This is a genomic window from Armatimonadota bacterium (assembly GCA_023511795.1).
Lineage (GTDB): Bacteria > Armatimonadota > UBA5829 > DTJY01 > DTJY01 > JAIMAU01.
This window is the reverse complement of sequence record JAIMAU010000004.1, coordinates 24103-42413: the sequence shown is the minus strand read 5'-3', so window position 1 is coordinate 42413 and position 18311 is coordinate 24103. Positions and strand designations below refer to the sequence as shown.

At 46.2% G+C, this 18311-nt stretch carries 15 protein-coding genes; 11 read left to right on the top strand and 4 right to left on the bottom strand.

The annotated features are described in order from the left end of the window. Positions 1 to 32: 32 nt before the first annotated feature. Together K6T99_05830 and K6T99_05825 are read left to right on the top strand one after the other, a co-directional pair. Positions 33 to 2813, top strand: coding sequence for a PQQ-binding-like beta-propeller repeat protein (locus K6T99_05830; protein MCL6519332.1), 2781 nt, complete (start codon positions 33 to 35; stop codon positions 2811 to 2813). A 36-nt stretch (positions 2814 to 2849) separates the two neighbouring features. Further along, complete coding sequence (locus K6T99_05825; GenBank protein ID MCL6519331.1) at positions 2850 to 5741, top strand: PQQ-binding-like beta-propeller repeat protein; 2892 nt, start codon at positions 2850 to 2852, stop codon at positions 5739 to 5741. Between the two features lie 76 nt (positions 5742 to 5817). Here K6T99_05825 and K6T99_05820 read toward each other — a convergent pair whose 3' ends face one another. Then, on the bottom strand, positions 5818 to 6909 hold the full coding sequence (locus tag K6T99_05820) for a type IV pilus twitching motility protein PilT (GenBank protein MCL6519330.1): 1092 nt from the start codon (positions 6907 to 6909) through the stop codon (positions 5818 to 5820). Positions 6910 to 7274: 365 nt separating this feature from the next. Here K6T99_05820 and K6T99_05815 point away from each other — a divergent pair, with 365 nt between their 5' ends. Then, positions 7275 to 8045, top strand: a complete 771-nt coding sequence (locus tag K6T99_05815; protein MCL6519329.1) for a rhomboid family intramembrane serine protease — start codon at positions 7275 to 7277, stop codon at positions 8043 to 8045. A gap of 6 nt (positions 8046 to 8051) precedes the next feature. Here the strand turns inward: K6T99_05815 and K6T99_05810 are convergent, their stop codons facing one another. Both K6T99_05810 and K6T99_05805 read right to left on the bottom strand, forming a co-directional pair. Continuing rightward, positions 8052 to 8684 (bottom strand): 4Fe-4S binding protein, encoded by a 633-nt coding sequence (locus K6T99_05810; protein ID MCL6519328.1) that lies wholly within the window; start codon positions 8682 to 8684, stop codon positions 8052 to 8054. 160 nt (positions 8685 to 8844) lie between these two features. Continuing rightward, positions 8845 to 9075, bottom strand: a complete 231-nt coding sequence (locus K6T99_05805; protein MCL6519327.1) for a hypothetical protein — start codon at positions 9073 to 9075, stop codon at positions 8845 to 8847. 326 nt (positions 9076 to 9401) lie between these two features. Between K6T99_05805 and K6T99_05800 the strand changes: the two genes are divergently transcribed. From K6T99_05800 to K6T99_05780, 5 genes are all read left to right on the top strand, one after another. Next, a complete protein-coding gene (locus tag K6T99_05800; GenBank protein ID MCL6519326.1) occupies positions 9402 to 10418 on the top strand; it encodes an NAD(P)-dependent oxidoreductase in 1017 nt (338 codons plus the stop codon). Positions 10419 to 10504: 86 nt separating this feature from the next. Next, complete coding sequence (locus tag K6T99_05795; GenBank protein MCL6519325.1) at positions 10505 to 11548, top strand: dihydrodipicolinate synthase family protein; 1044 nt, start codon at positions 10505 to 10507, stop codon at positions 11546 to 11548. 38 nt (positions 11549 to 11586) lie between these two features. Next, positions 11587 to 12588, top strand: a complete 1002-nt coding sequence (locus tag K6T99_05790) for an aldo/keto reductase (GenBank protein ID MCL6519324.1) — start codon at positions 11587 to 11589, stop codon at positions 12586 to 12588. Between the two features lie 32 nt (positions 12589 to 12620). After that, positions 12621 to 13073: an NAD(P)H-dependent oxidoreductase gene (locus tag K6T99_05785; GenBank protein MCL6519323.1), complete on the top strand. Its 453-nt coding sequence runs from the start codon at positions 12621 to 12623 to the stop codon at positions 13071 to 13073. A gap of 62 nt (positions 13074 to 13135) precedes the next feature. Beyond that, the gene (locus K6T99_05780) at positions 13136 to 15250 is read left to right on the top strand and encodes a hypothetical protein (GenBank protein MCL6519322.1); all 2115 of its coding nucleotides are present in this window, start codon (positions 13136 to 13138) and stop codon (positions 15248 to 15250) included. A gap of 3 nt (positions 15251 to 15253) precedes the next feature. On the opposite strand, the gene K6T99_05775 is transcribed toward K6T99_05780, so the two are convergent. Further along, positions 15254 to 15886 (bottom strand): SGNH/GDSL hydrolase family protein, encoded by a 633-nt coding sequence (locus tag K6T99_05775; GenBank protein ID MCL6519321.1) that lies wholly within the window; start codon positions 15884 to 15886, stop codon positions 15254 to 15256. A gap of 176 nt (positions 15887 to 16062) precedes the next feature. Here K6T99_05775 and K6T99_05770 point away from each other — a divergent pair, with 176 nt between their 5' ends. From K6T99_05770 to K6T99_05760, 3 genes are read left to right on the top strand one after another with little or no spacing between them, the layout of a single operon-like run. Beyond that, a complete protein-coding gene (locus K6T99_05770; protein MCL6519320.1) occupies positions 16063 to 17019 on the top strand; it encodes a KpsF/GutQ family sugar-phosphate isomerase in 957 nt (318 codons plus the stop codon). Next, entirely contained in the window at positions 17019 to 17561 is a 543-nt protein-coding gene (locus K6T99_05765; GenBank protein MCL6519319.1) for an HAD hydrolase family protein, read from the top strand. Before K6T99_05770 ends, K6T99_05765 begins: the two co-directional genes overlap by 1 nt. After that, on the top strand, positions 17562 to 18299 hold the full coding sequence (locus K6T99_05760) for a metallophosphatase (protein MCL6519318.1): 738 nt from the start codon (positions 17562 to 17564) through the stop codon (positions 18297 to 18299). It abuts the gene before it with no gap. Positions 18300 to 18311: the final 12 nt, after the last annotated feature.

Sequence of the window (18311 nt, the reverse complement as noted above, 5' to 3'; positions counted from 1 at the left end):
CCTATTCTCAGTTAGCAAACTCCCCTTGGCCGATGTTTCGCCATGACCTTCGACACACGGGTGCAAGTCCAATCCATGACCCACCTATGGCTTCAACCTTCTGGAAATATTATACGGGTGGTGGGTACGGATCTTGTGCAATCGGGCCTGACGGCACTATTTACATCGGCGCTGGTTCATATCTAAATGCTTTGTACCCAGATGGCAGGCTAAAGTGGAAATGCTTAATCGGCACCGTAGATCGCTCAAGTCCGGCAATTGCAGCAGATGGAACGGTATATGTCGGCTCAACCAATGACATGCTCTATGCTGTCAACCCCAACGGCACTGTAAAATGGAGTTATCTAACGGGGGGTGATGTAACAAGTTCTCCGGCAATCGGACCAGATGGAACTGTTTATGTCGGCTCAAGGGATGGTAAGTTGTATGCAATAAACCCCGATGGAACGCTAAAATGGGCGACGCAGTGCGGCACTAGTGTGCATACTTCATCGCCGGCAGTCGGGCCTGATGGGACAATTTACGTAGGCAGTTATGACAAAAACCTCTATGCAATCAATCCAGATGGTTCTGAAAAATGGCGTTTTCCTACCGGTGCCGAAGTCTTGAGCTCACCAGCAATTACAGCAGATGGAAACACTATATATTTTTCTTCGTGGGACCGAAAGCTCTATGCAGTTAACAAAAACAGCACACTGCTTTGGACATTTCCTATTGCGCTTAAATCTGGAAGCACTTCGTCTTCTCCTGCTATCGCTCCTGACGGTACAATCTACATAGGCTCGAATTACGGGACGCTCCATGCAATTTCTCCAGTTGGGACTGAGATTTGGCGATTTGAAACAGGTTCAGACATTCGCTCGTCGCCTGCAGTTAGTGCGGATGGTACGATATATTTTGGGACATGGGATGGCTACCTGTATGCTCTCAATCCAAACGGCACCCTAAAATGGCGGTTTCTTGCTAAAAGTGGCATTTATGCTTCCCCGGCGATTTCTGCAGATGGTACTGTTGTCGTTGACGCAACCGATGGTTATGTATATGGCGGCTTGAGGGGAACACCTCCTGCTGCCAATCCGCCGAGCAACCTCACGGCTGCCGCAATTTCTGAAACCCAAGTTCATCTTCAATGGCAAGATAACTCCAATAATGAATATGGCTTTAGAATTGAGCGGCGGCTTGTACCTAACCTTAACTTTACTTTGGTAGCAGTAGTTGGAGCTGGTGTTACCTCTTATGATGATTCTGGCGTTGGTAGTGGTTTGACATACTGCTATCGGGTATGTGCCTATCAGGAGGGCGGCAACTCTGGATACACAAACGAAGCGTGTGTTACTATGCCTGGATTGGCCGCGCCAACTGATTTGGTAGCAGTTGGTATATCAGAGTCAGAGGTTAGTCTCACTTGGAGAGATTGGTCTGCAACCGAGCTAGGCTTTGCAATTGAGCGAATGACGGGGCCAAATGGACATTTTCGCCAAATTGCAGTTGTTGGTCCTAACGTGACGTCTTATACCGACATGGGACTTGCTCGCGCAGAAACATATTACTACCGCATTCGGAGTTTTGACGCGATGAGATATTCTATATATTCCAACGAAGCATGGGCGCAAACCCATGGTATGGTTTTTTCCGACGTAACATTGGGCAATACCTCAAGGAAGCAGATGGCACTGACGTTTGATGCTGGAGTAACGCCAATCCGTCCCGGTTTGCTTGACATCTTAAGGCAGTATAAAGTCTATAGTACATTTTTCATCACTGGCAAAGTGGCCGAAGCCGAGCCGTGGAATGTTGTCCAAGCTGCAGTTGATGGGCACTACATCGGAAATCGCACGTACACCCATCCCAACCTCACAACCTGTAGCGATGAGGAAGTTATCTATCAACTTACGAAAACAGATGACGTGTTATATTCAATATGTGGCCACCATGCTAGGCCATATTTCAGAGCGCCGGGTCTCGATAGAGACGAGCGGGTACTTGCACTTGCGCAAAGCGTGGGTTATCGAGATATCGCATGCACAGCAGGTGGAGGGGACTTTGGTGGCTGGACTGTGGAGCAAATTATCAACAATACACTTAGCAATGCAAGAAATGGTTGCATTATGTTATACCACTGTAGCCCGGAAAACACGGAAATCGCCATGCCAACTATAATTACTGAGCTAAGAAATAGAGGCTACGAGCTTGTCACCGTTCCTGAGATACTTGCACCAGAAGTCGTCACAAGTCCAGCTGGCTTGATAAACCCTGGATGGAATCTGATTTCGATTCCTACCGAACCTGCCAACCCTAATCCTCTTGTCGTTTTTCGTAACGTGGAAATTGACGGTAATTTATACCGGTGGGATAAGGATTTTGTGAGCTACTTTTCCTTTGACTCATGGGATGTTGAAACATTCGGTACCATTAGTCCAGACGAAGGCTACTGGCTCTATACCACTACGCCGGTAATAATAAAGTGCGCAGGTGCCCAACCCTCAGCTGCTCGCCACATCAAACTTGCCCAGAAATCGCCATCTTCTGTTCAGTGGACGGTAATAGGCTATCCGTTTTCAATAGCTCAGCCGATAAGCAACTGCAGTGTAAATAATCCAAATGCTACGGACTCCAAAGAACGGCCAATTGCAGAGGCAGCGGCGTCTGGCTGGATTTTGAGCACATTTTGGTGGTGGGACTCGGCCTGTGGTTCTCTTCGAACAGTAGGCTTGCCGGATGATTGGCCTGACACAACGCAACTGGAGCCCTGGCGTGGTTATTGTGTTCAATCTTTTACAAATGGCTTGGATCTTATAATCCCAAAGCCATAAAAGTATTTGCATTCTTTGAAAAAGGACTGTTTGAAGATGGTAAAGGCAAGTTTTGTAAAACCTGTTAAGATGTTTTTGGTTGCAACATTGGTTGTTTGTTCAGCTAGCGCAATTGCACAGCTGGCAAACTCCCCTTGGCCTATGTTTCGCCATGACCTTCGACATACGGGTGCGAGCCCGAGCCATGACCCTGCTCCGGGTGGTACTTACTGGAAATATAGTGTTGGTGGTGGGCTTTCATCGCCGGCAATAGGTCCAGACGGCACAATATATATCGGCGGCAGCTCTTCACTTTATGCTTTAAACAGCAATGGAACATTTAAATGGTCGGCTTCCATAGGGTCCTCCACACGTTCATCTCCAGCAATAGCATCCGACGGAACAATCTACATTGGAAGCAACAGCGATAGGTTGTATGCTTTTAATTCAAATGGGACGTTAAAATGGAGCTATTTAACGGGGGGCGACATTACAGGTTCTCCTGCTGTTGCCCCCGATGGCACGATATATATTGGCTCGAGGGATGGAAAACTTTATGCTCTCAATCCAAACGGTACAAGAAAGTGGTCTTGTACATTGGGCGACATGCATATGTCTTCGCCTGCGGTGGGACCAGATGGAAAAATATATGTAGGTAGCAGTAATTCAAAATTGTATGCAGTAAATCCAACTAATGGCAGCATTTTGTGGAATTATTCTGCGGGTGATGGCATTCTCAGTTCGCCAGCTATTAGTTCGGATGGCTCCAAAATATTTTTTGGTGCATATGATGGTTATTGTTATGCTATCAACGCTTCGGATGGTAGCCTTATATGGAAGTTCTTGGCAGGCTATAAAAATGGCAGTACTACTTCCTCGCCAGCCATTGGTCCTAACGGTACAGTCTACGTAGGTTCGAATTATGGCACGCTGTATGCGCTTGACCCAGCAACCGGTGCGGAAATCTGGCATTTCGAAACAGGTTCGGACATTCGATCTTCGCCAGCGGTTACCGCCGATGGCACGATAATTTTTAGCACATTTGATGGCTATGTCTGGGCTTTAAACTCGAATGGCACGAAAAAATGGCACTTCCTAATGAGGGGAAGTGGTTACTCATCCCCAGCAATTGCTGCTGATGGAAGTGTTGTTATTGGTTCTTTTGACGGATATGTTTATGGCAATTTGAGAGGTACACCTCCTGCTGCAAATCCACCGAGTAATCTTGTGGCAACTGCCTTGTCGGAGACCCAGGTTCATCTGCAATGGCAGGACAATTCAAACGATGAATATGGCTTCCGTATTGAGCGCAAGATAGCTGGAGGTGCTTACACTTTTATTGCAAATGTTGGTGAGAGTGTAACAACCTATACTGATTCAGGGCTCAGCTCAGGTCAAACTTACTACTACCGTGTATGTGCTTATCAAGAAGCAGGAAACTCTGCTTATTCGAATGAGGCGTTGGTTACAACTCCTGGCCTTGCAGCACCAACTGACCTTGTTGCGACGCCCATTTCGGAAACTCGTGTCGACCTTACTTGGACTGATAGGTCACTGGATGAATTAGGCTTTAGGATTGAACGAATGGTGGGGCCGAACGGCCTCTTTCAGCAAATAGCCATAGTTAATGCAGGGGTAACTACATATTCCGATGTAAGTGTGAACCCAGCGACAAACTATTATTATCGTGTACGGGCTTTCGATGCTACTCGAGTTTCAACGCCGTCAAATGAGGACTGGGCGCTTACACCTGGTAAGGACTTCACAGAAGTATCTATTGGCAATACTTCTCGCCACCAAATGGCTCTGACATTCGACGCAGGCACGGCATCAATTCGTTCTGGTCTAATCCAATTCCTAAAAGACCAAAAGGTTTTCTGCACTTTCTTTATCACTGGTCTAGTCGCTCAAACTCAACCCTCGCAAGTAGCTCAGATTGCTGCGAACGGTAATCACATTGGCAATCATACATACGACCATCCGGATTTGCGTGACTGTACCGACGAACAGATTGCGTGGCAGTTGAGCGTTACAGATGATATCTTGTATGGCATTACTGGCCACCATACCCATTCTTATTTTAGAGCACCTTATGGGTATACCGATTCACATGTTCTTGCTGCAGCGGCGAACGCAGGCTTTAGAAGCATATATTGGACAGAAGATTGTGGCGATGCATCGTGGAATGCGTCAACGGAGGAGATTATTAATCGTACGCTGAATGCAGCAACCAATGGGTGCATTATGCTTTATCATTGCACTGTGGCTAATACCGAAGCTGCTATGCCTACAATAATTAACGAACTAAGAAATAGAGGCTACGAATTAGTCACAGTGCCGGAAATTATTGCACCCGAAGAGGTAGTGAGTCCAGTGGGTACAATTAACCCTGGTTGGAATTTGATTTCAATTCCTCTTGAGCCGGCTAATCCAAGTCCCCATATAGTCTTCCGTAACCAAGACATAGATTCAAAACTTTTCCGATGGGATAAGGACACAGCCACATGGGTTGTGTATAGCTCTTGGGATCCTGAGGCGTTTGGGAATATCAGCGCTGACGAAGGGTATTTCTACTTCGCAACTGAACCTACTACAATCAAATGCATGGGTGCTCAGCCTACGGTTGCTCGTCACATTAAGCTGGCGCAAGCAGCTCCTTTAGAATCCCCATGGACTATCATTGGATATCCGTGGACGACCTCTCAAGATATAAGCAATTGTGAAGTATTCAATCCGAACGCGGTTGAGCCCAAGACGCGTTCTATAGAAGAGGCAATATCAGAGGGATGGATTTCAGCTACTTTGTGGTGGTGGGACTCTGCAACCTGTTCGCTGAAGACCGCTGGTTTGCCAGACGATTGGCCAGACTCAACTAAGTTTGAGCCATGGCGGGGTTACTGGCTGCAGTCGCATGGCAACTGCCTCGAGCTTATAATTCCGCCACCGTAGAATACTGTGCTAATATTCAAGTGCCTGGCAATCCAACTTTTGCCAGGCACTTGAATCTAAAAGGGCATTCTACCAGCTATTGTATTTCCCTTGTTGCTTTCCTTTCGCCGAGCTTTTCGAGGATTTCCTCTGGTTTTTCAGCAGCGCGAAGCATTTCATTTCTGTCTATTAGTCCTCTCGAGTAAAGCTCGAAGAGCGAATGATCAAGCGTTTTCATCCCAAGTTGCTGGCCCGTCTGAATAGCAGAGAATATGGCATATGTCTTTTTCTCTCTGATTAGGTGCTGAATTGCGGGAGTAGCAATCATGATTTCGAATACTGCCACTCGCCCATTGCCGTCTTTTTTAGGCAGAAGAAGTTGCGATATAACTGCAATGAGATTGCCGCTGAGCTGTGTTCGGATTTGTTCTTGCTGGTCAAATGGGAAAACGTCTACAATTCGGTCAACTGTTCTGGCCGCTCCTGTTGTATGTAGGGTGGAAAATACAAGGTGGCCAGTTTCAGCGGCGGTTACCGCCGCTGAAATAGTCGCAAGGTCTCGCATTTCACCCACAAGGATAACATCTGGGTCTTGTCGCAGAGCCTTGACAACCCCCACGGCAAAACTTGGGACGTCATTTCCAACCTCTCGCTGTGAGATAATGGACTTTTTGGGCTCGTGGTAGTATTCAATTGGGTCTTCGATAGTTATGATATGGCAGTCTCGGTGTTGGTTTATGAAATCTATCATCGTCGCCAACGTGGTAGTTTTACCAGACCCTGTTGGCCCGGTTACCAATATCAAACCGCGTGGCGCATAGAGTAGCCTCTGAATGCGATTGTCAAGCCCAATCTCCTCGAACGTTAGTAGTTTGTATGGAATAAGGCGCATGTTGATGGCAACAGTACCCTTTTGCATAAAAGCTGCGACTCTAAAGCGAGCTCTTGCGAATGTGTAACCAAAGTCTGCTCCTTGTACTTCCTCCATCTCAGCTAGTGCTCTGGGCGTGGCGATATCTCGTAGAAATTGTTCCGTTTGCTCGGGCTTGAGTTGACCGTATTCCTCAAGTCTGTGGAGCCTGCCGTGGATTCTAAGCGTGGGAGGCTCTCCTACGAGCATGTGCATATCAGAGGCGTTTAAATCTACAGTTTTGTTTAAAAGTTCTTCTACGTCTATCCTATCCGCCATACGGTTATTCTCCTTTCCAGCGTCGTGTTGTCTACAAGCACATTTGGAATTGGTATACCATAATACGCTTGTGGTGTCAATTAAGATGGGTGTTTTTAAAAAGTGGGCACAAAAAAATACCCCGGTTGTCGGTAGACCGGGGCAAGACCGGAAAGGAGAAAAAGATGGTGCTTTCTACTCAAATTATCGGTGCATAGTGGAGATTACTGGAGTATTTTTATTAAATAACAGCAAAAATCTTGGGTTTCTGAATATCTTGGTTATGCAACTTCTTTATGCATAATCCCCACTCGACACTTGTGATATTAGGTGTTAGAATCTAAAGGTTGTGGGAGAATTGGTTTTTGGAGCAACGGAGGACATATATGCGAGCTGATGACTTGCAATATAAAATGAAACATTGGATATTCCATGATGGTATACCCGTAACAAAATCGGTAATTATAGCAAATATCATAACTTTCCTCGGCATGGTTCTATTTCGGATGCGAATAATTGAGGAATACTTTGTTTTTACTACTTCCCAATTGTTCGCAAAACCTTGGACTGTAGTAACCTATCCACTTGTGGGGATATTTGGTGGCATTATTTATATGCTTTTTGCTATCTACTGGCTTTGGCTTGCAGGCGGGAGTCTAGAGCGGTCGTGGGGAAGTCGGACGTATGCCGCGTTCTTCTTTATTACTTCTGCCCTGACAGCGTTTGGCTTGTATGTGGGAAGCATGCTAATTGGCACTTCGACTAGCGCCGCCGGATTATGGCTTCCAATTGCGGCAGTGACTGTTGCATGGGCCATGTTGAACCCTGAACAGCAAATATTGTTTATGTTTTTTATACCTCTTAGATTAAAATGGGTAGCCCTAATTAGTGTAGGGATAGTATTTATCGAGTATGGCTCACGAAATCTCATCCTTGGGGTGTTTGCGCTTGCAGGCTGTGGAGCTGCCTATTGGTATGCTAAAAGTGGTACTGCGTTTCACTTTGGCACATCTCGCCGTCGAGTCCAGGATAATATCATCCGCATTCGCCCTAGATACAGTCGAAGTCGGACATTCAATCCTCTTAAATGGTATAAGGAATACCGCCAGCGAAAACGCCTCGAGGATCTCTTTAAACGTTCCGGCATGGGAGATTAATGAAAACTAGCTAGTTCCCAGCTTTAAGTGGTCTGTGGTTGTGCATTCAAGACAGCGAATGCACTCTGCCGTGTTTATTTCCTTAACAGGGTCAATCTCAACTGGGCATTTCTTGCGGCAGAGTCCGCATCCGTCACAAGTCTCAGTGGTAATCCTCAGTCGGAATAGCGAAAACCGATTGAATAGGGCAAATAATGCACCAAGCGGACAAAGAACCCGGCAAAAACTTCTTGACGCCAATATAGCGAGAATTAGCACGCCTACTAGTATGGTAATCCTAGTGGCGAAACTCCACCATGATCCCGTGCTTATGCCCATAAAAGCCCAAGGAATTGCCGATTCAAGCGTCCCAGCTGGACAAAAATTACAGTAGGTATATGGCTGCCCGGGTAAAAAGAATGGTGTGGCGAATACCAACCCGATAAGGAGAACATATTTCACAAGGGTTAGCTGGCGTGGCAGGGTAATCTTCCGCGTTGGGATTTTATGTAGGATGTCTTGAAATAAACCAAAAGGGCAAATCCAGCCGCAGACCAATCTGCCGCCAAGTGTGCCGAAAAATCCCAAAATCCCAATTGTGATGAATGGAATCAGCCGAAGTGTGCTAAAGTTAACAAGGATTCCAATAGGACATGCCATTGCTGCCAGAGGGCATGAGTGGCAATTTAATACTGGTGCGCATATTGAACGCAACCCTATGAGAGGGATGTTTAGCACAACCAGGAAAGAAATTTGCGTAATTATTCTTATTTTGCTTATTTTTTTGATTATGGAACCCATAATCTTTGGTCTACCAAATTCAAGTGGGGCAGGCTTTTCCTTTGCCTGGTTGTGTTTCTTTCTTTTCTTTTCCAGGTTTAGTAAGCTTTCCGTCTTTTCCGCGTTCCACGCTGTGGGTTTCACTTAGTTCTGTTACAGCCGGCTCGCCTAAAAGCTCTCCATCAACATTATATCGAGCCTTCAATGCGGAATAGGCTATAAGCCCAGCGAAAAGGACGATGCATATAATAATAAGTACAGCCCTTTTCATTGTTTGCCTCGCCATAGAAAGGATATCTACCACTTATTTGGTGTGAAAAGTTTAACATGATTTGTACAAATATTACAAGCGCACGAATTTCTGGCTGTCGATGTACGAAAATGGGCGAATAATCTAGACGATTGCAAGTTCTAAAATCTTTTGCCTGCATCTTAGACTTACAGAGACAATTCTTCGATTATTACGAAGGCAATCCCAAAAGTTGTGTTGAACTTTAAATCAGGAAGGACAAAAATTAAACAAGATGGTATTAATCATTTTCGGAAAGGATAGCCATTATGTGCACAGAAGGCAACAAATTTTTGTTGATTGATAGAATTGAAAGCCTTCAGCAGCTCGAAGACATGCTTAGTGAGCCAACTGAAGGAGTGATTAAAACACTTGCAAGATTGGAGGGGGACGTTCTCATCCTTGGTGTTGGCGGCAAGATGGGCCCAAGCCTTGCGCGAATGGTGAAGCGTGCTTCGGATGCCGCTGGGGTGCGCCGTCGGATAATCGGTGTAGACATTTTTCCATCATCCGAACAGGAATCGAAGCTTCGTGAGGTTGGTATCGAAACAATAAAGTGCAACTTGCTTGACCCTGATGATTTGGCTAAACTCCCCGATGCTCTTAATGTTGTCTTCATGGTTGGCATGAAATTTGGCACGACCGGACAAGAGGCGTTAACTTGGGCTGTCAATGCATTTTTGCCTGGCATGGTATGCCAAAAGTATAAAAACAGCCGAATGATTGTATTTTCAACAGGAAATGTTTATGGTCTTTCGCCCGTGACTCTAGGTGGTTCAGTAGAAACAGCGCCGCCTAATCCTGAGGGCGAATATGCTACAAGTGCTCTAGGGCGCGAACGCATTTTTGAGCATTTCAGCCTTAATTTTGGTATTCCCATAGCAATTATCAGGCTTAACTATGCGGTCGAGATGCGATATGGCGTTCTAGTTGACATAGCCCAAAAGGTATGGTCGGGCGAGGAAATTGACCTCACAATGGGTAATGTGAACGTAATCTGGCAGGGCGATGCCATCGCAATGGCTTTGCAGTCGTTTGACTATGTGGCTAGTCCGCCTTTTGTAATAAACATAACCGGTCCGGAAATCCTTAGCGTTCGGCGAATCGCATGGGATTTTGCCGGATTAATGGATAAACTAGTTGAATTTTCCGGCGTTGAATCACCCGATGCGCTGCTTAGCAATGGACAGCTAGGACATCGCCTCTTTGGATATCCTAGGGTTCCAGTCCAACAGATGATACGATGGATTGCTGATTGGGTTATGCTCGGGGGAGAAACTCTTGGAAAGCCTACGCATTTTGAAACAAGAGATGGCAAGTTTTAATAGCGTTAAAGATAAAATTTTGCTTGCACTTCGAGGAGTGAGAAGAATCTAACACCTAAAAAGAATATTGTAAATTTGTGTGCGCTATGGAAAACAGCATCAAGAAAGTCTTAGATAAAGGGGTAGTCATTCCTGCAAGTCCGCTTGCGTTGACAGCCGAGCGGAAGCTTGACGAGCGCCGGCAAAGATTACTTTGGCGGTACTACATAGCTGCAGGAGCAGGTGGTTTGGCAATCGGGGTTCATACAACCCAATTTGCTATTCGGAAGCCAGAGATTGGTCTTTTTAGACCGCTTCTCGAGCTGGGCGCCGAGGAGATGAAACACATCAAGGAGCCTTTCGTGCGGATAGCCGGTGTGTGTGGAAAGACCGAGCAGGCAGTGGCGGAAGCTTGCCTTGCACGTGAACTTGGCTACCATGCAGGATTACTGAGCTTGGCTGCGCTTAGCGAGGCTGATGAAGACGAACTGATTGCTCACTGCAAAACTGTTGCAGAGGTAATCCCTCTCGTTGGTTTTTACCTGCAACCCGCAGTTGGCGGTCGAATACTTCCATATACTTTCTGGCGGCGATTTGCTGAAATTGAGAATGCTGTAGCTATTAAAATTGCTCCATTCAATCGCTACCAAACAATTGACGTAATTCGTGCAATAGCTGAGTCAGGCCGTGATGACATTGCTCTGTATACCGGAAATGATGATAACATAGTGCTTGACTTGCTTACACCCTATCGCTTTTCCATAAACGGCAAGAAAGTTGAACGCCGAATCGTAGGCGGATTGCTAGGCCAATGGTCGGTATGGACTCGTAGCGCAGTACAGTTACTTGAGAAATGCCATGAAGTTGTTTCCAAGGTCGGAGATGTGCCAGCTGAAATGATGCGTCTTGCGGCGGAATGGACGGATGTAAATGCGGCGTTCTTTGACGTTGCAAATGGTTTTGCAGGGTGCATTGCTGGCATTCATGAAGTACTTCGCCGACAGGGATTGCTGGAAGGCATTTGGTGCCTTGACCCAAAGGAATGTCTCAGCCCTGGGCAAAGTGAAGAAATTGATCGAGTATACAAAAGCTATCCACACCTGAACGATGATGATTTTGTGCGGGAGTGGCTCACGAAAAACGGCTTGTGAGTATTTTTATTAATTATTTCAGGATATAGGTGGTAAGCATGAAGTATGTGAAATTTGGAAACGCAGGCATAGAAGTGTCCAAACTTGCTTTGGGATGCATGGACTTCCCCACGAGACTTGATGAATCGGAAGCCCAGCGGGTGCTTGATACTGCACTTGACCACGGAGTGAATCTCCTTGATACCGCTGACACATATGAAAAAGGCCGTGCAGAAGAAGTACTTGGACGCATACTTAAGGGCAAACGGGATAGGGTAATCCTTGCTACCAAATTTTGGGCAAAGATGTATGATCGCCCCAATGGCCGGGGTTGCTCAAGGGTACATATAATAAACGCTTTGGAAGACAGCTTGCGACGACTTCAGACTGATTGGATTGATCTGTACCAGCTTCATCATCCTGACAGCAATACCCCAGTTGAAGAAACAATCTCCACACTTGACAATCTGATTAAGCAAGGGAAAATTCGCTATTATGGTGTTTCAAACCATTATGCTTGGCAGATGGCGCATATGCTTGGAGTAAGTGCTTTGCATAACTGGGAGCCGCTTATTTCTGTGCAGTGCCGCTACAACATAATTGACCGTGCTATCGAAAATGAAATAGTACACTTTGTCCAGCGGTTCAATATAGCGACAATGATTTATGGCGGCCTCAGCGGCGGTATACTTTCTGGTGATTATCATCGGGGCGACCAGCCGATTCCTGGTTCGCGTCTTGCCAGACTGAAAAACTATCAGGCAAAGATCACTGATGCTACTTTCGATTTGCTTGAGAAGCTTGAGGTATTGTGCAAGAAATATAATATCGGCATGAACCAACTAGCTATAGCATGGCTTGTTTCAAAGCCGTATGTAACGACAGTTCTTATGGGTGGAAGCAAACCTGAACACTTCGAACCCATTTATAATGTACTAGATCTTGAAATCGCTCCGGAAGACCTTCAACAGATTGATGAATGGTCACAGCAGTGGCGATTTATTCCGTTTCACAACCAGCGAATCGTTGAAGGAGCGGCACCAGCTCTAAATTGGTGGTAAGAGGTTCTAATTAAGGGTAAGGAGGAGGCGTCATGAAACGCATTCTTATTGTCTATCATTCGCAAGAATACGGCAATACTAGAAGGATGGCGGAAATGGTGGCGGAAGGTTGCCGTCAAGTTCCAGATGTAGAAGTCATGCTTGTAAACACTAATGAGTCCCGAGTTGACATGAACATCGCTGAACAGGCCGATGCATATGCAATAGGTAGTCCAGATTACTACTCATATGTCGCAGGTGGAATAAAGCAGTTTTTTGATGACCTCTACATCGCTGCTCTTGCTGGAAAAAACGTCAAAGGCAAGCCATGCGTACTATTCATGACCCATGGAGGCGGTGGAAAAGGCATCGCTAGCCTTGAAAACCTAGCTCGAGCAATGAATTTGGAGATTATCGTTCCTGCCGTTGTTTGTCAGGGCGCTCCAGGAGGTGATGTAGAAAATCAAAGCAGGAAACTTGGCAGAACTTTGGCGGAGTATATTTAGGCGTGAAAATGCTATATTTACTACTTGCCTGTTTTCTTATTATCAACAAAACGGAGGCTTCGGTGAAACTTCCACAATCTGACCGTTCACTTTCAGAACGGTTTATGAATCCGCCTGCCGAATCGCGCATAATAAAAATTATCCATTCTTGGCCAGACGACCCAAATGCCCAGGACGATTTAATCTCAAAACTAGTCAATTCTGGTTTTGGCGGCGTGGTGTGCAATGTTTCGTTCGACCAATACCTGGAGAGTGAGGAAAAATGGGCTGCCTTCGTTCGCGCGGTAAAGGCGGCGAAAAAAGCGGGAATGTCACTATGGCTTTATGACGAGAAGGGTTACCCCTCAGGTACTGCTGGCGGTATCACGATGCGTGGTAATCCAGAGTGGGAAGCGCGCGGACTTCTAATTGCTGAAAAGATTTGTGAGAGCGGTTTAGTTAATATTGACCTCCCACCTGGCAAATTAATTATGGCGGTTGCATATCCAATAGTACAAGGCCGAATGATACCAGATAAGGCGGTGGATTTGTCTGCATATATTCGTGAGAGAACACTTAGCTGGAATGTGCCTGATGGTGTTTGGCATGTATTTGCAGTAACAGAGGATTTCCTATATGAATCTACACATGCTCAAATTAGCCTTGCAGATAAACTTCACTACATAAATCTCTTGATGCCGGAGCCGACTGCTCGTTTTCTTGACGTAACCTATGGCGCTTATGCAAAGCATCTTGGTACTAATCTTGGCAAGTGGTTCATTGCCATGTTCACCGACGAACCATCGTTAATGAGTTTTTGGTTCAACCGGATGCCCTATCGTGTGATACCTTGGTCGCCCAACTTGCCTGTGGAGTTCGAGAAACGCCGAGGATATGCGCTAAAGCCTGTTATACCTTTGCTTGTTGGTGATGCTGGTGAAAAAGGACAGAAAGTTCGCTACGATTTTTGGCTTACAATTGGCGAGCTTGTTTCAGAAAACTTTTTCGGTCAGATTCAAACATACTGTCGTAAACACAACATACCATCTGGCGGCCATCTCCTGATGGAAGAATCACTAGCAGCTCATGTTTCGTTCTATGGCGATTTCTTTCGATGCGTTCGGCGACTAGATGCCCCAAGCATAGACTGCCTGACAAGCATACCTTCGGAAGTTCCATGGCAGATAGCTCGTCTTGTCAGTAGCGTTGCCGAACTTGAAGAAAGACCACTGACTATGTGTGAGACATCCGATTTTATCCAGCGCTACCGACCTCAGGGAGATGCCAGGCCTGTTCGCGATGTTACCGAGGCGGAGATAAGGGGTACATGCAACCGCCTGATGTTAAATGGAATTACTACCATTACAAGCTATTACTCATTTTCTGGCCTATCAAATGACCAATTAAGGAACTTGAACACATATATTGGTAGATGCTGTACGATGCTCAAGGGTGGCCATCAAATAGCAGATATCGCAGTGGTCTATCCAATTGAGAGCATGTGGCCTAAATTTGTTCCTGCACATCAATATGCAACTGATTCACAGGAGGCTAAACGAATTGAAGATGTTTTCAACACGGTAAGCCGGTTGTTGTGGGAGTCCAGCCGAGATTTTACTTATATAGATGGTCAGGCTCTATCGAGGGCACACGTAGAAGGAGGCACTATTGTACATGGTAAGCTTCGTTGGAAGGTGGTCATTCTGCCTTGTGTCGATACACTACCGATGAAGGCATGGGAAAATTTAGTTAGCTTTTACAGGGACGGCGGCGTCATTATCTCGATAGGAGCACTTCCAACCAATAGCGAAAAGGAATTCCCGTCTCCAAAAGTTAGAGAATTGACGAAAACTTTGTTTGCGCAGTCTAACATACCAAATGGCAAAACAATATTTTTAGATGCTGGAGCAGAAGAAAAACTTCTAGATATTCTTCGTTTGACTACGAAGCCCGACGTGGAAGTTCCAGCAAATTCGCCGATTAGATTTGCACATCGACTAATCAACGGCTTTGATGTTTACTTCTTGATTAACGATGGCGAGAAGCCTTGGACTGGTACGATTAATTTTTCGATTACCAGAAAGGGTGAGCTTTGGAATCCTGCTACAGGCGAAATCAAGCTTGTTGATTCAGCTAAAGGCATCCAGCTTGAACTTGGTCCATATGAGGGCGTATTTTTCCGTTTCCTTCGTAGCTGACCGTTACAGCGCGTTGACTGCTTGAAGCCATGCGCGTGCCATGAGTGCATGCCCTGCAGGAGTGGGATGAACGCCGTCGGGCGCCCAGAATGCTAGCTCCCTGCGCGCCGATGCTTGAGCAAAGATCCCATCGGTCGGAACAAGTATTGCTCCAAATTCCCTTGCAAGATTTCGGACTATCTCAATCTTTGGGTTAAGATCCTCACGCCATAGAATTCGGTCTTCGGGGATTGGGAGAACGAAGGGTTCTAGCAAGATAAACTTTGCATTGAGCTGTTCCTTAGCTTGGGTGAGGATTTCACGATATGTGTTTTCATAAACCTCATGCGGCATTGGGTTGTTCTGGGTGTAACGTCTTGCAGCTTCGTTTATTCCTATCATGATAGAAATCCATGTTGGCTTTAGGTCGAGGCAGTCTGCTTTCCATCTCCCTTTGAGGTCCATGACCGTGTTGCCACTAATACCGCGGTTTAGGAAACGAACACCAAGCTCTGGATACATTGCCGAAAACCATGCAGCCGTTATCATTGCATAACCACGGCCTAGGTCCTCGCCTACTTCGCGGTTGCGCCCAGCATCCGTAATGCTGTCGCCTTGAAAAAGAACAATTGCATTTTTCTCAAATACTGGTGACATAACTACCTCCTCTAAAATTCCTGACATCTGAAATATTAAACCAAACACTTGGTAAACCCTTTTCTAGCAATTTAAAAGTCTGCTTAGGATATAGTCCAATGTTTGTTGCGGGTAGTGCGCCGCATTGGTATAATTCTAACAACTAGAAAGGACAAAGGCTACTAATGGAGGCTCGAATGCTTGAGCGAGCAAAGAATGTTCTTGAAATTGAGGCAAACGCAATCCTTGCGTTAAGAGACAGACTGGACAAAAGTTTTGTGGATGCTGTCGAGTTGATTCTAAAGTGTAAAGGGCGAGTTGTCGTTACGGGTATGGGAAAATCTGGCGCAATTGCAAGAAAAGTCGCTGGAACACTTTCAAGCACAGGAAGCCCAGCATTGTTTCTACATCCTGCCGAGGGAGTCCACGGCGATCTAGGTATGGTTACTGGCCAGGATGTGGTAATCGCTTTCTCAAACAGCGGCGAAACTGAAGAAATTATGTCCATAGTTCCTATAATCAAGCGAATTGGCGCAAAGCTAATCAGCATAGTGGGTAAAAAAGACTCGGCACTGGCTGCAAATAGCGATGTCGTCCTTGATGCCTCCGTCGAGCGCGAAGCATGTCCGTTGGGTTTAGCGCCAACAGCAAGCACTAGCGCTATGCTAGCTCTTGGAGATGCAATTGCGCTAGCTGCAATGGAAGCGCGAAAATTCACGGCGGAGGATTATGCTCTCTTTCATCCGGGTGGAACGCTTGGGCGCAGGCTTACGCTCCGCGTTTGCGATGTCATGCGCACCGACGACCGTGTGGCTATAGTTTCAGAGGATGACTTGGTTCGTGATGTCCTGTTTGCGATTACTCGCGCAGGGGCAGGTGCGGCGGCAGTTGTAGACGGCGAGCGTCGTTTAGTTGGAATCATAACTGATGGTGACGTTCGTAGGCATATGCTTGCAGATGAACGCTGCCTTTACAAGCGAGCGTCTGAGATTATGACTGTAAACCCAAAATTTGTAAGACCCAATCAACTTGCTACCGAAGGAATGCATATCCTGGAAGTTTTCAAGATAGGTGAGTTGCCAGTACTTGATGACGAGCATAGGCCAATCGGTATGCTGATGTTAAAGGACCTTTTTAAGGCTGGTATAGTATAATGGTTGAAGAAAGATTGCTTCGAATAAAGCTATTGGCAATGGATGTTGATGGGGTTCTAACGAAAGGTGACGTTATTTATGAAGACGACGGTGCCGAATACAAAGTCTTCAACATCATGGATGGTCTCGGAATCACAGTCGCAGGGCATGCTGGTCTCCTTACGGCATTTGTTACCGGTAGGAAATCCGGTGCGGTTGCCCGTAGGGCGAAGGAACTCAAAGTAACCGCTCTGTGTGATGGGTGCCAAGACAAAGGCACTGCCATTCGAAACTTGCGTTCTAAATTCAACCTTTCAGCTGATGAAATCGCCTTCGTTGGGGATGATATTAACGATATTCCGGCTTTTCGAGAAAGCGGGTTGAGGATTGCGGTTTCGAATGCATCCGATGATTTAAAAGCACATGCAGATATAATTACAAATTGCTCAGGTGGAAATGGCGCCATCCGCGAGGTAATCGAGATGATCCTTAAGGCTCAGGGTAAATGGTCCTCTGCGGTCGAATGCTATCTTCGTGAGCTTGAGAGTGCCGGAAAGGCCTAAATGCCAAATATCACTATCCTTTACACAGGTGACCTTCATGGCAAGCTCCGTCCGAATGTGGCTGAGCGAATAAAAGCGGAGAAGGCCGCGTGCGGCAACTGCCTCCTCTTCGACGCAGGTGATGCTGTTTCCTCAGGTAATATCTATTGGCGACCTGGCGGTGAACCCATTTTGGCTAGAATGAGTGAAATAGGATATGACGCAATGGCGCTAGGAAACCGCGAGTTCCATTTTCTTCAGTATGGCTTTAAGTCGAAAGTATCGCTTGCTCAGTTTCCCATTCTCAGTGCTAATCTAAGGTGCAAAGGTAGTTTGTGTAAACCAATGATTCTCCCAAGTGCCATCTTGGAGTCTGCAGGGCTAAAGGTGGCAATATTCGGCTTGACTGTGCCAATGATTACTCGCCAGATGTTAGCTAGGTTAGTTAGTCCATATTGGTTTGAAGACCCCGTAAAGGTAAGTATGGAGATAGTGCCCGTTCTTCGAGCGAATGCAGATGTCGTGATTGCGCTAACACATGTTGGAATCAAGGTTGATAAGGAAATTGCTCTGGAGACGCAAGGCATTGATCTTATAATCGGCGGCCACACACATATTGCGTCAACCGAGCCGGTTGTCATTGGAAACACGAAAATTCTCCATTCAGGATGGTGGGGCCAGTATCTTGGCAAAGCTGAGTTGATAATTGAGCGAAAAGGGGTTGAGATATCAAATACGCTGGTTGACCTGAGTAGCTAAGGAGGCGCCTAT